Source organism: Bacillus sp. FSL H8-0547, assembly GCA_038002745.1.
GTDB lineage: Bacteria > Bacillota > Bacilli > Bacillales > Bacillaceae > Bacillus_P.
Genome location: JBBODD010000001.1, coordinates 1602494 through 1617425 on the forward strand (window position 1 = coordinate 1602494; position 14932 = coordinate 1617425).

Sequence of the window (14932 nt, forward strand, 5' to 3'; positions counted from 1 at the left end):
CTCCTCCTTTTACCAGTTCACGACCTCAATCGTTTTCTGTTCCCGGTTGTTTTGATAAAAGCTTGCATAATGGCCGTCCATATTCATCAGTTCATCATGTGTTCCCTGTTCAGCTATTGTTCCGTCATGCATGACAAAAATACGGTCTGCATTTTGGATGGTGCTGAGGCGGTGTGCGATGACAATCCTTGTGCATTTCATGTTCGTCAAATACTGGTCTATTCTGGCTTCATTCAGCTGATCAAGCGAGCTTGTCGCCTCATCTAAAACCAGAATAGAAGGTTTATGAAGCAGGGCGCGCGCCAAGGCAATTCTTTGCCGCTGCCCCCCAGAGATATTCATGCCCATTTCACTGATCATTGTGTGGTACTTCATCGGCATTGTCATAATATCTTGGTGAATTTGCGCCATTTTTGCCGCTTCCTCCACTTCTTCCATTGAAGCATTGTGTCTGTGGACGGTAATGTTGTTATAAATTGAACGGTTAAATAATGTGACGTCCTGGGGCACAACACCAATCTGGCTTCTGAGTCGCGGTTTATCCCAATCCTTTAAATCCACTCCGTCAAAGAGGATGTTCCCCTGCACTGGTTCGTACAGACCGAGCAGAAGCCTTGCAAGTGTACTTTTTCCGGCTCCAGATTTGCCGACTATAGCAATTTTCTGGCCGGCCCTGATGGTCAATGAGACATCCCGAATAACTTCCGGACTATATTTACTGTAAGAATAGGAAACATTCTTCAGCTCAACTTCACCGGTTAAACCGCCTGCAGCTTTTGGACTTCTGCTTTCATATTCGGGAGGGGCATCCAGCACGTCCTGAATTCTGCGAAGATAGGAATCTGTTAAAATAAACGAGTTTCCCGTCTGAACTAGGGAGCCGCTCAGCATGAAAAGCTGGCTTGCGAGTGCATGGAAAGCAACGAGTGCACCGATGGTAAAGGTTCCGTTTAAAATCAGGCCGGATCCTATGAGAAGTACTGTAAGCGGAGCAAGCATTATGATCATCCCTGATGCTGTATTGACTCCATTAAGCAAAAGCTCTTTTTTTCGGTATGCTGTAATCAATTCTTCGAACTTTGATTGCCAGTCTTTATAGGTTTTGCTTTCGATTCCAGCTGTTTTCACAGTAAACATTCCGTAAAAAATCTCGGATTGATACCCTTGAAGGGCACTATTCTTCACGATTTCCTCCTGATTGTATTCAGAAAGCTTCTGTTTGCTGATCAGCATGACGCCGATATTGACCGACATGAGGGCAAGCACGCAGACTGTGAGGAGAACGGACTTGCTGAACATATAGCCAATCATCACCAGGAGCAGACCCGCATCCAGCACTCCTTTAATCAGCTGATTCGCCAAAAGGTCCCGGATAATCCGGTGGCTGTTGGAACGGAAAAGCAGATCACCGAAGGATCGCAGCTGAAAAAAAGAATAGGGCAGTTTTAATAAATGACTGAAGAAGCGGGTCATCATACTTTTGTCTAAATGGTTGTATAAAGCAATCAGGACACGCCCCCTGAAAAAAGAAAACAAGCCTTGAAAACAGACAAGAAACACCATCCCCGCAAAAAAGACGGAGAGCATTGATGCGTTGTTTTTCAATAAAATTTGATCAATTAGAAACTGAATGAGAACAGGCATAAGAATGGAAAACGACTGAATCATCAAAGATAGAAGGATGACGGGCATGAGAAGTCTTTTCCTGCCTGAGAGCATCCTGATATACGGCTTCCAGACACTTGGCTGCTTTTGAATAACGAAGCCGTCATTTGGTTTGCATACCAGCACATATCCTGAAAAACTTTCCGCAAACTGGCCGAAACTAAGCTTTCTCCTTCCTATCGCAGGGTCGATAATAACCGCATTTTTGCCTGTTACTTTTTCTAATACTACATAATGCTGGTCATCCCAGAAGAGGATGGCGGGAAGAGGCAAGGCGACTAGTTCTTCCGCCTTCACCTTATAGCAGGATGCGTCCATTCCGAGATGCTTGGCCAGCTGAACAAGCTGGAAAAGCGTGGTGCCGTCCCTCCCGCTCCCGAGAAATTCCCTCAGCTCGTAAAGAGACACAGAACTGCGGTAATAAGAAGAGATCATCGCCATGCAGCAGATACCGCATTCTGTCTGCTGCATTTGTTCAATATATGGGACTCTCCGCTTATGTTTAGCCATCTACATCACCTTTCTATCCGGCCATTCAAGTGCCAGCACTGATGGAAGCAATGGATTCCAGAGCCTGAGCAATCCATATCCGATTCCGGCCAAGCCAAGCATCAGACCGAGAAGTTCTGCTTTCTCATGGAGTCCATACGACCATCCGGCCTGTTTGCCAAAGTCCAAGGATGACTTCCCAATCTTTCTCCACTCGCTGACATCTCCGCCAGCCGCCGATAATAATATATCAAGATTGCCGAAATCTCCGTGACATAAGCTATGGCTTACACCAAATCCTGCCGAGCGCGTTTTATTGATGGCGGCTGTTAAGTCTTTGCTGAGCTTTTCATGTAAAGTGCCGCCCTCCAGTCCTTCCAGCATTTTCTTTCTTGCAAGTCCAATACCTGGGGCTCCGTGGCACCAAAATACCGGCTGCGTTTTGCCGTCTTGACCTCGAAGGTCCTTCCAGTTTTGTTCAGAAGGGAGAAAATGGGCTTGTTCAAAATCAATCAGGCTCTCTGCAAGCTCATAATAAGTCCGGTTTCCTGTTTCCTTGAACAGCTCAAGCAGCGGCCAGGCATAGCCGCTTGCACCGTGGGAAAGGCCGGTCCACATCCCCTTCTCAAGCTTCTCCTTCACATGAGGGGCAAGGCACTCCGCCAGATGCTCGGCAGTATCCAGTGCTTCTTTTTGAGACGTTAGACGATACAATTGCAGCGCCACAAGAAGTGCTCCTGCTGTACCTCCAAGAAAATCGGCTGTTTCGTTCTTTTCGGCCAGTTCTTTAATCTTTGTATGATAAGAAGATGCTCTGTCAATGAGCCCCTGGTCCTTCCAAATTACCCCTAAGCTTGCGAGAGTATATTGGACAGAAGAATACCCATGATAGGCTGAAATGGACAGCGGCTCTGCGGATTCCGATATTGTTTTCGTCACACCCGCAAGCCCGGCTTCTGCGTATTGCCTGTAAACGGGATTACCTGTTTCTTCAGAGAGCTGTGCCAGGAACAGGATGATTCCAAGCGTCCCATCATAAAGTCCGGGACCGAGAGGAGAACAGATCAATCCCCCATGCTGGTCAAGCGAGAGCCCAATCCAGACAGCCTCGTGATTTTCTTGATCATAAAATGCGGTCTGCACCAGTTCATCGCCAATTTCAGCTGCTGCCTTTAAAAATTCAGCCGCCTGCTGTACAGGATAACCCTCATTCAGATAAACAGTTCCCATGGGTTTGTGTGATTCCGGTTTTTTCAGCAGTGTCATGACAGACATTCGAATGTATCTCATTTGTTTGCTGCAGTCGTTCTCTGATAGATTTTTCACACGGTCGAACACGAGGTCCATGCCCGATTGACTGTAAAAGCTTTCAATCTCGCTTCCTCTGCTGTCAAAAAGACTCGTCCCTCCAAACTGAAATGAAAAATAAGGAACATCCTGGTTCAAGAGATCCTCACATTCAAAACGGATAAAATCTGCAAACTTATCTACCCGCTTCGTTGCCAGCCAGAAATGATCAAACAGCTGCTCGCGGTCCAGACCATTCTGAAGAAAATCAGGATGAGTGCTTGCTGTCAGGAACCGGGTGTAATTCCTGGTCGGTCTGATGACATGCCTGACATGGTCTTCTCTGAAAACAGCAATTGGTCCTGTGTCAGAGAGAAGCTCAAGCCGGTTTGCCATAAACAGTTCGTACATTTCCTGAAAACCGCTGCTGATATCATGCATGTAGTCCGTAGCACTTGCCTTTTTGCCATCTTTAAGCGGCAAATTCTGACGCCCTTCCATAATGACCGGATACTGCACCAGCTGCATATTATCTGTCCCAAAACCTGTAATTCCCCACGTCGTAATCTTCCGGGATTCCTGGCCTCCTTCTCCTCCGAGTGCACTCATATCCAAATCAATCGGCATATCCCTTGAGAAACGGACTGGAAGCATTAGTGATCCAAATACCGATTCATGAAGTTCAATCGATGTATTGGTAAGAACCTTGCTTTCCTTAAAGAGATCAAGGTGATTGCTGAAGAGCGTTTCTAAATCAATCAGTACAGGAAATTCTCCGCTTGCAATGATATTTTCAAAATGAAAGTCTGATGAACGGAAAAAATAGAGCAGTGCAATATAGCCGCCTTGTCTGTAATAAAAGCGTTTCAGCTCCTCCTCTGTCAGACATTCTCTGTATGCTATGTATTCCTGCCATCCGTACCCGCTTCTGTCGAGAAGGAGCGGCGCCTTTAAGGGCAGCGAATAGCCTCTCTCCTCAACCCATGATAAGAACTGGTTAAAATGACGGTCCAAATCCATGGATCGCGGCTTATAGACCAGCTTAAATCCGGACTCAAACTCAAAAATCATGACAGTCCTTCCATCCTTATGAGAATCACCCGCATCAGCATGCATTGCAGCAAGCTTGTCCTTACCGTGATTGAAGGCCTTGCGGATAGCAGGCAGATCCTTGGTAAAACGGTTCAATGCTTCAAGATTCACCGTCAGGCTTCTAATGACCGCCTCTGTCAGCAGACGGCCTAATACAGGATAGATTTCAAGCAATTCTCTTCGTCTGGCAGAATCACCAAGAGCGGCTTCAAAATGACGATACCTGTCCTCGGGTGTATCGCCGTTCAATTCATCTCCCCATTTAGCAATATGAAGTTCAGAGATCAGCGTTCGTACGGAGAGCATTTGCAGATGCTTATGGAGGGTTTGGAGCATAGAGGGAAGCAGTGTTTTGCCAAAAAGGGACTCTTCTGCACCCACAGAGGATTCAAGCTCGTCCAATCCAGCTATAAGTCTCGCTTTCGCATATTGCAGGAAAGGGATAAAGAATGGAAAAAAACTGTTTTGATAGATTTCATAATTTACTTCATTGCTGCCAATCTCTTCGTTCCAATCACCTTGCAATATTTGTTCCAGCTTGCTGATCCATTTTGGTTCCCCGTTAAGAGACGGTTCATCCTTCTCTGATAATAGCTGTTTAAACATTTGGCTATCTAGATTTATTGGAGCTAATTTCAGCATGAGCGAAGATTCGTTAAACCCGCCTGCCTCCATCCATTTGCCGTATCGGTCCGGCCCGCATCCTTTTTCATTGCCTGATTGAAGCCTTTCATTCAAATAGCATGCTTTTTTCCATTCATTTGCACCTTTAGATTGAGTCAGCATATATAATCTCTCCCGTGTTTGAATCGTTTAAGAAAAGCCCCCTAGAGGCGGGGGCTCTTCATACATAGAATGAATTATCATGATGGCTAATTGCTTTTGATCAGCAATCGTTCGAGCAAGCGCTTGTCGGGCAGAAGTTAACAGAAAGAGTAACAGTAATTCCAATACACGGAAATGAAGATGGCGTAGTCTCAGTATTTACATCTCCTGCTCCTGCAAGCTGTTTCAATTCTTCTTCGTTAACAGCACCAGCCGGGTGGTTGAATCCTTCAACAGTAGAACGGAACTCAGGGTTTCTCATTGCGCGGACAAAATTTGTCATTTTTGTTTCCTCCAGATCAATTGAATTTTTTGTTGCCCATGGACGACCCCATTATAAGCCGGATTTTGGAAAGAAAACCACAAACCATTTTCCTGTTTTTTGTAAATGATTGTTTGAGAAATGTTAATTTTGTAAAATTATGTATCCATTTACTTATTTTTAACATTTTGTCTAAATATGGTTGACTATCTTTTAAAAAGCGGTGTAAATTTTAGATGCTTCACAAAAAAAACTATCAAAAGGAGTGGGGAAAGATGACAGCAACAGCAATCATTCAGTCCTGGAAAAATCCAATGGCACGTTTTGAAGAGGCAGCAAACCCGGCTGGAGACATCCTGGCTGAATTAAACGAACAGGATCTGGCAGCAATCGCAGGAGGCTGTGACTGGTGGAATGTCAGCTGCAACATTGGAAACCAAGGCGGATTCTGCACACTGACTAAAGAGTGCCAAAAAAACTGCAACTAATACCACTTATGGAGAAATGTGGAAAGCAGCATCTGGCTGCTTTCCATTTCGTGTTTCTCCTCCAAATACACCTTTTGATCGGAGAGATCAACCATGCATAAAAAAGCTTATATAAGCGAAAGACTTAATCCTCAAGGAGGAGATCCCCGCTTCGGACAGAAGCGGCTGGAGTACTGGAGCCGCTTTTTCAGGTCCGACCCTGCACTATTATTGGAAGCTGTGCAGAAGCTTTCCGGCCAAACAGAACGAGAACTTCGTATCCTTGCAGCGGCAGACAGCTGGGAGGTTTTCGTCCCCGCTTCGATCTGCGATTTTCCAAAGGACAATCAAACGCTGGACAAGTTACTGAAAGAGATACCGTTTTACCCAGTTCTGCTCCCGTTTTTAAACAAGTCTTATCACTTCATACATACGAGCGGCCTTACTCGATCATTATCCGCTGCAGCCAAGGATGAACTAATCCTTCATCTCGCTGAAGAATTGATACAAATCTGCTACCCTACCCTTGTTCTTGAGCTGAATGTAGCCAGGCTTTCGGGAAAACTGAACGGCGGCACACCGGAGGAACGCTATGAATTCTTTATTCATAAGATTCTTCCTGATCCTGAATTTTTTCAGGCTTTGTCAGAGGAATATCCGGTCCTTTTCCGGATGCTTGAATCGAAGTCTGAAAACTGGATGCACTTTTTAAAGGAAACGCTGATCCATTTCACTTCCGACCACTCTGCACTTGAAGCCGTTTTTTCGAAAGAGGAAAAGCTTGGGGTACTAAATCGCCTGGAACTCGGTCATGGAGACACTCATCAAAAAGGAAAAACAGTGGCAATTGCTGAATTCAGCTCAGGACTCAAGATTGTGTACAAGCCGCGGCCATTTGGAATTGATGAGAAATTCCGTGATCTCCTTGATTGGTTCAATTCAAAAGCCGCCCCCCGCCATCAGCTGCTGACACCGAAGGTACTAAACAAAGGATCTTACGGTTATGCCAAATTTATCCATCACCACTCCTGTTCAAACGAAAAAGAAATTGAACATTTTTACGGAAGACTTGGCGCACAGCTAGCCGTTCTCTACTGCTTGAATGCTGTTGACTTTCATCACGAAAACATTATTGCAGCCGGGGATCAGCCTGTACTGATTGACCTCGAATCCTTATTTCATCTATACATCGGCAATAGCCCCGAATCACTTTCAGCCGAAGAAAAAGCAGTGTCCATCCTGAACCGGTCCGTTCAGTCAACAGGTATCCTTCCTGCCCCAATCTACTATCGTGACAATCCGCGCGCCAAAGGAATGGACGTCAGCGGAATGAGCGGGCGGGACGATCAGCAGTCCCCCTATAAGGTTTCTAAGATTATTGGCAGAAAAACGGATGAAATGAGGATTGGCAAGGATTATGTAACGATTGCTGCAGAAAAAAACAGACCGTTCCTAAACGGCAAATCGGTTGAAGTCTATCCTTACGTAAACTGCTTTGAAGAGGGCTTTAGCCAGATCTATCACCTGCTGATGGAGCATCGAGAGGAGCTGAAGGAACAGCTGATGCTGTTTGCCGAGATCCCGGTCAGAAGGATTTTGCGGCCGACAGCTGTCTACGGTGAGCTGCTCCGGAACAGCATGCATCCTGATTTTCTTCGGGACGGACTGGACCGCGACATCTTTCTCCACCGGGTATGGCTGGACACTAAAGGCCGTACGGAGCTGACACAAACCTCTGCATCAGAAAAAGAAGATCTGCTCAATGGGGATATCCCATATTTTCTGGCCCGTCCGGGAGACTGTGACCTCCGTGACAGCTGTGGCCGGACCATCTCCGGTTTTTTTGAAAACTCACCGCTTGATCAAGTATTGGATAAGGTCTCTTCCCTTTCTGAGGATGATCTTGCCCAGCAGCTGAAAGTGATTCATTTATCCATTTTGGCGAGCGATGCGAATGAAATGGCAGACGCCATGGAACTTAATCCTTATCAAAAGGAAGACCTCACCTTTCATGACCTCCAGTTTCAGGAAGAGAGCGAGCGGATTGGACGCTACTTAATTAGAACGGCAATTGAGGGAGACAGTGGAAAAGACTGTACATGGATCAGTACAGTGCTTGAGGGGGACAGCGAGCTTGCATGGAGAATTTCGCCGGTAGGCCCAGATTTTTATAACGGAAATCCAGGAATCGCCCTGTACCTTGGTTATCTTTGGAAAGTAACGGGTAAGACAGTCTATAAAGATGCTGCTTTGAAAACAATTCAACCGGTCCTTGACCGAATGGCTCTATGGCAAGAACACCCTGAATGGAGTGTCGGAGCTTACAGCGGAAACGGCGGAAGCCTTTACGCTGTTCATGAATTGTCGGTCCTGTTCTCTGATTCCATGCTTGAACAAGCATGGAAAAATGCTCTGCAGCCGTACATCGCCATGATTCCAAATGACAGGCTGTATGATTTTATCGGAGGTACTGCCGGTGCTTTCGCCGTTTTATTTTCCATATATGAACAGTCTGGGAGTCCAAAGGCTCTCAAAGGAGCAGAATCCTGTATTCGACACTTGCAAAATCATGCCATACAGGTTCCAGAAGGAATTGGCTGGAGATCTCCTTTTGACGACCATCTTCTAACTGGTTTTTCCCATGGAGTATCTGGAATAATTGCCTCCATGGCAAGATGGCATGCCTTTTCAAAGGATTCTTCTGTAACGGAATATATTGAAAAAGGGCTTGCCTATGAAAGGAATTTCTATTCAGAATCAGAGCGCAACTGGGTGACACCCGGACGCGGCACTACGTCAAATGCATGGTGCCATGGAGCACCTGGAATCTTATTAAGCAGGCTCATCCTCATGGAGTCAGGCTTTAGCAGTATTCAAGTTCAGGAAGAAATCAAAACTGCGCTATCCACCACCATTGAAAAAGGATTCGGCAACAACCGTTCATTTTGCCATGGCGATTTTGGGCAGCTGGAGATTCTCCGGTACGCAGAAAAAATTCTTAAACAGCCTTCCATCGGCCTGGTGATCAGTCAAATTGAAACACAGCTTTTGTCCCACATGAAAGAAAAGCCATGGAATAAAGGATTAACAAGAGGTATGGAAAACACAGGCCTTCTAATCGGCATTGCTGGAGTTGGATACGGGCTTCTTCAAAGCTTCGCCCCAAACCTGCTGCCCTCTCTGCTTCAACTCCGGTCTCTGAATGTAAACAGCCTTGAGAACAGATTGGCCAGAGGAGGTGAAAAACATGTATAAATACCATTTTGAAAAGATCTCTATGAACCCGCTTACCGGGAAACCAAAAGAAGATTACAGGGAAAAAGTCATCCAATTTGCAAATGAAGGCTGGAGGCTTCATCAAATGTTTGCTCCCCCTGCCTACGCAGGAGGACAGTCAGCCTTTATTGAACTGGTTTTTGAAAAAGAAGAATAAAGGCCTTAGGGGACGCAGTGTCATGCGTTCCCTCATTTTTTATACAGATGCTGTCAGCCGTCATAGTACACAAAAACTTTAAATAACATTTCTGAAAGTGACTGCATGACACTCTAATTTCCATGCTTTATATGGTTAACACCAAGGTTAAGTGAAAATCAGATTGTGATAAAAGATAGAGGCGTGTCTAAAGTCTGAATGATAAAGAGGTTCTATTTCCTTATATCCTAAAAAAAACCCCTCGTTAACCGGGATTTTTGAATCTTCTCCTTTGTAAATTTAGTAAAATGACTGGTCTATAAATACATTTTCAACGTTATTTCAATGATTAAATTCATTTTTTTACATGTTTTATATAAAAAAACAGGAGTTAAATCCTGGTCCTATCCCGGGATTTTACATTTCCCAACAGATAAATGGTGCCTACTCAAATGAGTAAGCACCATTTTTATAAGAATTTAAGCCTGCGCTTCAAGCGTCACATCAATATTTCCTCTTGTCGCCTTTGAATACGGGCAGAATTCATGAGCTTTATGCACAAGATCTTCAAGCTTGTCCTTTTCAATGCCGGTTCCCTTTACGTCGAGTTTTACCGCGAGCTTGAAGCCTCCGTCCGACTCGTCTTTCAGAAAGCTGACATTGGCCGTTACCTCAGAATCAAACTTCACTTTTTCTTTTCTTGCCATATGCTGAAGGGCGCCGTCGAAGCAGGCCGCATATCCCGCTGCAAACAGCTGCTCAGGATTTGTTGCATTCGGCACTCTGTCTGCTCTCGGTGAGCCCGGCATGGCAATATCCATGTTGATGACATCATTGGATGAATGGACTTTTCCTTCCCGTCCGCCTACTGCTGTAACTGATGTAGTAAATAACGCTTCTGACATGTTCCATACTCCCTTTCGTATTAAAACTTTCTTGCTCTTTTTTATATACCCTCTCATACGAAAACTATTCGTTCGAGTGTGCATAAAAAAAGCATTCCTTCAAAAGAAGAAATGCATTAATCAATCCTTTTCTGCTCATACATGTTGCTACGGATCTTCATCCATTCAAAAAGATGAGTCACTATGACTTTGAGCACGGCATATCCAGGTACAGCAAGAATAATTCCGATAACGCCGAAAAGATTTCCAGCCGTCAAAATCACGAAAATAATCGTTATCGGGTGGATATGAAGGTTCCGCCCCATAATCTGCGGAGAAATAAATTTCCCTTCGATCAGCTGAACGACGGTCCATACGATGATCAGCTTCAGAACCATAAACGGTGAAGTGACAAGCGCAATAATAAAAGCGGGTGTAATCGCAATCGCCGGTCCAAGATACGGGACAACGCTTGTAAATGCCGCAATCAGGGCAAGAAGGGAAGCATATTCCAGACCGATAATCAGAAAACCGACATACATAAGCGCTCCAATGCAGAAGCTGACGATGATCTGGCCGCGGATGTAGGAACTGATCTGCTGGTTCATTTCATGCATGACCTTAAATGAAGAGCTTCTCAGGTTGACAGGCAAAAATTTCAGAACGTACGGTCCAAGTTTTTTGCCGTCCTTTAAAAGATAGAACAAAATGAACGGCAGCGTGACAATCGCCAGAATAAAATCCTTTACAATGCCGACAATATTCCCGATTCCTGCAAACATGTTGTTGATGATGGTAGATGCCTGTTCAGACACCTGCCTGGATAAATCCGCTACATTAATGTTCAGCGTTTTTTGCGCCTGAAACACAAATTCGCTTCCGACCACCTGCATGACGAGCAGTTCCACATCCCTTGTGTACTGAGGGAAACTGTCAATCAGGCTCAGAACCTGCGTCTTTAAAAACGGGATGACCGACACAATCAGAATCGTGAGGAGCCCTGCAATCACAACAAACAAAAGTAAGATCGAATAAACTCTCCGTACTCCCTTCCGCTCAAAAAAATTCACCACCGGATTCAGCAGATAATACACAATCGATGCCAGAACAATCGGCAGAAGGATGGTTTTAATAAGCACTTCAATTGGCGTAAAAATAAACGATACCTGCATAAAGACAAGAATGTTTAATCCAATCAAAAGCAGAATCAGAAGAAACAGAACAAATCTATTATTAAGGATAAACCTCTTAAACGTACCTACTCTCGGGCTTGCCTGCTTCATGAGTGTCCTCCATTTCTCTCTATGCACTCGAATTTTCATCTAAGCTTATTATAGTGGGTTTTTTTGAAAAATGAAAATAGAACTCCTGATAATAAAAAGAATCTTTTCCTGCATCAAAAAGGACAACCCGTAAAACGGATTGCCCTGTCTCCTCCTTGTCCATTATTTGCTGATAAACATCTGCGTCCAATAGTGGCCGTAAGATCCGCCTTTGGCGTACCCAACACCGATTTCCTTGAAATTAGAAGACAGAATGTTTTTGCGGTGTCCTTCGCTGTTCATCCAGGCAGTTACAACACTTTGAGCTGTAGTCTGTCCGGCAGCAATGTTCTCACCTGCATAGCTGTACTGAATGCCAAAGCTCTTCATCATATCAAATGGAGAGCCGTATGTAGGGGATGTGTGACTGAAGTAGTTTTTGTCACGCATATCTTCTGATTTGTACCGTGCAACACGGGCAACCTCCCAGTTGGCGGCAAGCGGCTTTAAACCGTATTTGGCACGCTCTTTATTCACAAGCGTAACCACTTCGCTTTCCATGCTTTGATAAGCGCTTCCAGAAGGGATGTTAAGAGACTGTCCTGGATAGATCATATTAGCATTCTTAACATTTGGATTGGCTTTAATCAATTCAGAAACGCCAACCTGATACTTCGATGCGATTTTCCACATCGTATCCCCGCTTTTAACTGTGTATGTACTTGCAGCACTTGCTTGACTGCTGAATCCAAAGGCCAGAGCGACAACCAACAACATAAGAGAAAAAGATTTAAGTGTTTTCATAGCTTTATTTTATACGAATACTAGTTTGCAAGAATAGCGGTAGTTTTTACCGAAAAAAAGGGGTTGACTGGCGGTACTTGATTAGTCAGGAGGCAGAATGATGTGTATTATCATGTTTTTTTACATCTGAACGCGGTGCGGTAACCTAACATGCAGAGGTCCTGAATGCAAAAATGTTAGCGCACTTTCGGCCATTTCGGTCCCTTGGTTTGTGCTGTTAACTCGGGTTTAGAGCACTTTCAGCTGCGCCGGGTATCCGGTTTGTGCTCCTAACCTAGCTTTAGAGCACTTTCGGCTGCGCCGGGTATCCGGTTTGTGCTCCTAACCTAGCTTTAGAGCACTTTCGGCTGCGCCGGGTATCCGGTTTGTGCTGCTAACTCGGCTTTACCGCACTTTGGGCTGTTCCGGATACCCGCTTTGTGCTGCTAACCCGGCTTTACCGCATTTTCTCCTGTTCCGGATACCCGCTTTGTGCTGTTAACTCTGCTTTACCGCATTTTCTCCTGTTCCGAGTACCTGGTTTGTGCTGTTAACTCGGCTTTACCGCATTTTCTCCTGTTCCGGATACCTGGTTTGTGTTGCTGACTCGGCTTAACCGCATTTTCTCCTGTTCCGGATACCTGGTTTGTGCTGCTGACTCGGCTTTACCGCATTTTCATCAGCCACGGATACCTAGCTTGTGCTGCATCCCCCATTTAACAGCACTTTTCGTACCCAGACACCTCCTTTTTTCCATTGAAAAGGTTTACTTAACTTTGACATCTCCCTTATTAATCTTCGTTTTTTTATCTAAAAATCTTTGACATAACCATACAAATGATGTAAAGTACCAAATGGACGAACAATTAAAAGTTAACATTACAATAACATTCGTATTTAGGGGTGTATTTTAGATGGAAAATGTATTTGATTATGAAGATATTCAATTAATACCTGCAAAATGTGTTGTGAACAGCCGTTCTGAGTGTGACACAACCATCGCTCTTGGAAACCATACATTCAAACTTCCTGTCGTACCTGCCAATATGCAGACGATTATTGATGAAACGATTGCTGTAAATCTTGCAGAAAACGGCTACTTCTACATCATGCACCGTTTTCAGCCTGAGAAAAGAAGCGCGTTCATCCAGGATATGAAATCACGCGGCCTGATTGCTTCAATCAGCGTCGGTGTTAAAGAGGAAGAGTACGGCTTTATTGAAGAACTTGCGGCTGCCAATCTGGTGCCTGATTATATTACGATTGATATTGCCCACGGCCACTCAAATGCTGTGATTGAAATGATCAAGCATATTAAAAAGCACCTTCCTGAAAGCTTTGTCATCGCAGGCAACGTTGGAACTCCGGAAGCAGTAAGAGAGCTTGAGCACGCCGGCGCTGACGCGACAAAGGTCGGAATCGGCCCGGGCAAAGTGTGCATCACGAAAATCAAAACAGGCTTTGGAACAGGCGGCTGGCAGCTGGCTGCACTTCGCTGGTGTGCAAAGGCGGCAACGAAGCCAATCATCGCAGACGGCGGCATCCGCACACATGGAGACATTGCGAAGTCCGTTCGATTTGGAGCATCCATGGTCATGATCGGTTCCCTGTTCGCAGGACATGAGGAGTCTCCTGGCGAAACCATCGAAATGGACGGAAAGCTTTTCAAAGAATACTTCGGATCAGCTTCTGAATTCCAAAAAGGCGAAAAGAAAAATGTAGAAGGTAAAAAAATGTACGTCGAGCACAAAGGCTCACTGAAGGACACTCTCACCGAAATGGAGCAGGACCTTCAGTCATCGATCTCCTATGCAGGCGGAACAAAACTTGATGCGATCCGCACGGTGGATTATGTTGTCGTGAAAAATTCGATCTTTAATGGGGATAAGGTTTATTAATAGCAAAAGGAGCAGGGCTTAAGTTCAAGCCCCGCTCCTTTTTGTATATTTAAAGAAAGATTTCAGCGAACCGGTTATTCATCTCCCGTCACGATTTCAATCAGCACAGCGGAATCTTTCTCATTTAACTGAGCATACTTGTTCATAGCATCTATAACGAGTTCGACTCTGTCTTTATTCGGACTTATCCAAAGCTCATATAGAACAGCTTTCGCTATGATCCTGCTATCCTTAGATTGAAAGGTAAACCTATAATCAGCAGGACTCGCCATACTGGCTTTCGCTGTTATCCATTCCGCATCGTCCAATACTTTCCTGACCTCATCAACGTCTTTAACATTAGTAATCTCTTTGTGCACCTTATAAGTATTTTCATCGGCTACCCGTTTTTCAACTTCAATATATTGTGATTCATAGTCAGGATCATCTACACATCCCGTTAGAAAAAATAAAACCCCTATTGTCAATATAAAGATAAACGTATGTAATCTCATAACAACTCCCCCTTACTCACTTAGACGAAAATAGGTGACAGAAGTTCCAGAAACGAAAAAAAACGGAGAAGATCTTAATGACCTTCTCCGTTTTTTTTTATTTATCTGTATG

11 protein-coding genes are annotated in these 14932 nt (G+C 44.7%); 4 read left to right on the forward strand and 7 right to left on the reverse strand.

From position 1 onward, the window contains the following. Positions 1–9: 9 nt before the first annotated feature. The 3 genes from MHB63_07840 to MHB63_07850 all read right to left on the reverse strand — a co-directional run bounded on the left by MHB63_07840 (position 10) and on the right by MHB63_07850 (position 5641). Entirely contained in the window at positions 10–2175 is a 2166-nt protein-coding gene (locus tag MHB63_07840) for a peptidase domain-containing ABC transporter (protein ID MEK3806475.1), read from the reverse strand. Next, entirely contained in the window at positions 2176–5319 is a 3144-nt protein-coding gene (locus MHB63_07845; protein MEK3806476.1) for a type 2 lanthipeptide synthetase LanM family protein, read from the reverse strand. A 100-nt stretch (positions 5320–5419) separates the two neighbouring features. Continuing rightward, positions 5420–5641, reverse strand: coding sequence for a class II lanthipeptide, LchA2/BrtA2 family (locus MHB63_07850; GenBank protein MEK3806477.1), 222 nt, complete (start codon positions 5639–5641; stop codon positions 5420–5422). A 254-nt stretch (positions 5642–5895) separates the two neighbouring features. Here MHB63_07850 and MHB63_07855 point away from each other — a divergent pair, with 254 nt between their 5' ends. The 3 genes from MHB63_07855 to MHB63_07865 all read left to right on the forward strand — a co-directional run bounded on the left by MHB63_07855 (position 5896) and on the right by MHB63_07865 (position 9520). Beyond that, positions 5896–6108, forward strand: a complete 213-nt coding sequence (locus tag MHB63_07855; protein ID MEK3806478.1) for a plantaricin C family lantibiotic — start codon at positions 5896–5898, stop codon at positions 6106–6108. Positions 6109–6201: 93 nt separating this feature from the next. Further along, on the forward strand, positions 6202–9342 hold the full coding sequence (locus tag MHB63_07860; GenBank protein MEK3806479.1) for a type 2 lanthipeptide synthetase LanM family protein: 3141 nt from the start codon (positions 6202–6204) through the stop codon (positions 9340–9342). Continuing rightward, a complete protein-coding gene (locus MHB63_07865; protein MEK3806480.1) occupies positions 9335–9520 on the forward strand; it encodes a DUF4177 domain-containing protein in 186 nt (61 codons plus the stop codon). Before MHB63_07860 ends, MHB63_07865 begins: the two co-directional genes overlap by 8 nt. Positions 9521–9978: 458 nt before the next feature. Here MHB63_07865 and MHB63_07870 read toward each other — a convergent pair whose 3' ends face one another. The 3 genes from MHB63_07870 to safA form a co-directional block, all read right to left on the reverse strand. Next, positions 9979–10404 (reverse strand): organic hydroperoxide resistance protein, encoded by a 426-nt coding sequence (locus MHB63_07870; GenBank protein MEK3806481.1) that lies wholly within the window; start codon positions 10402–10404, stop codon positions 9979–9981. 116 nt (positions 10405–10520) lie between these two features. After that, complete coding sequence (locus MHB63_07875; GenBank protein ID MEK3806482.1) at positions 10521–11666, reverse strand: AI-2E family transporter; 1146 nt, start codon at positions 11664–11666, stop codon at positions 10521–10523. 162 nt (positions 11667–11828) lie between these two features. Then, positions 11829–12449 carry a SafA/ExsA family spore coat assembly protein gene (safA, locus tag MHB63_07880; GenBank protein MEK3806483.1) on the reverse strand — a complete coding sequence of 207 codons (621 nt, stop codon included), beginning with the start codon at positions 12447–12449 and terminating at the stop codon, positions 11829–11831. Positions 12450–13342: 893 nt separating this feature from the next. Here safA and guaC point away from each other — a divergent pair. Continuing rightward, positions 13343–14326 (forward strand): GMP reductase, encoded by a 984-nt coding sequence (gene guaC / locus MHB63_07885; protein MEK3806484.1) that lies wholly within the window; start codon positions 13343–13345, stop codon positions 14324–14326. A gap of 74 nt (positions 14327–14400) precedes the next feature. Here the strand turns inward: guaC and MHB63_07890 are convergent, their stop codons facing one another. Continuing rightward, complete coding sequence (locus MHB63_07890; GenBank protein MEK3806485.1) at positions 14401–14820, reverse strand: hypothetical protein; 420 nt, start codon at positions 14818–14820, stop codon at positions 14401–14403. Positions 14821–14932 lie beyond the last annotated feature (112 nt).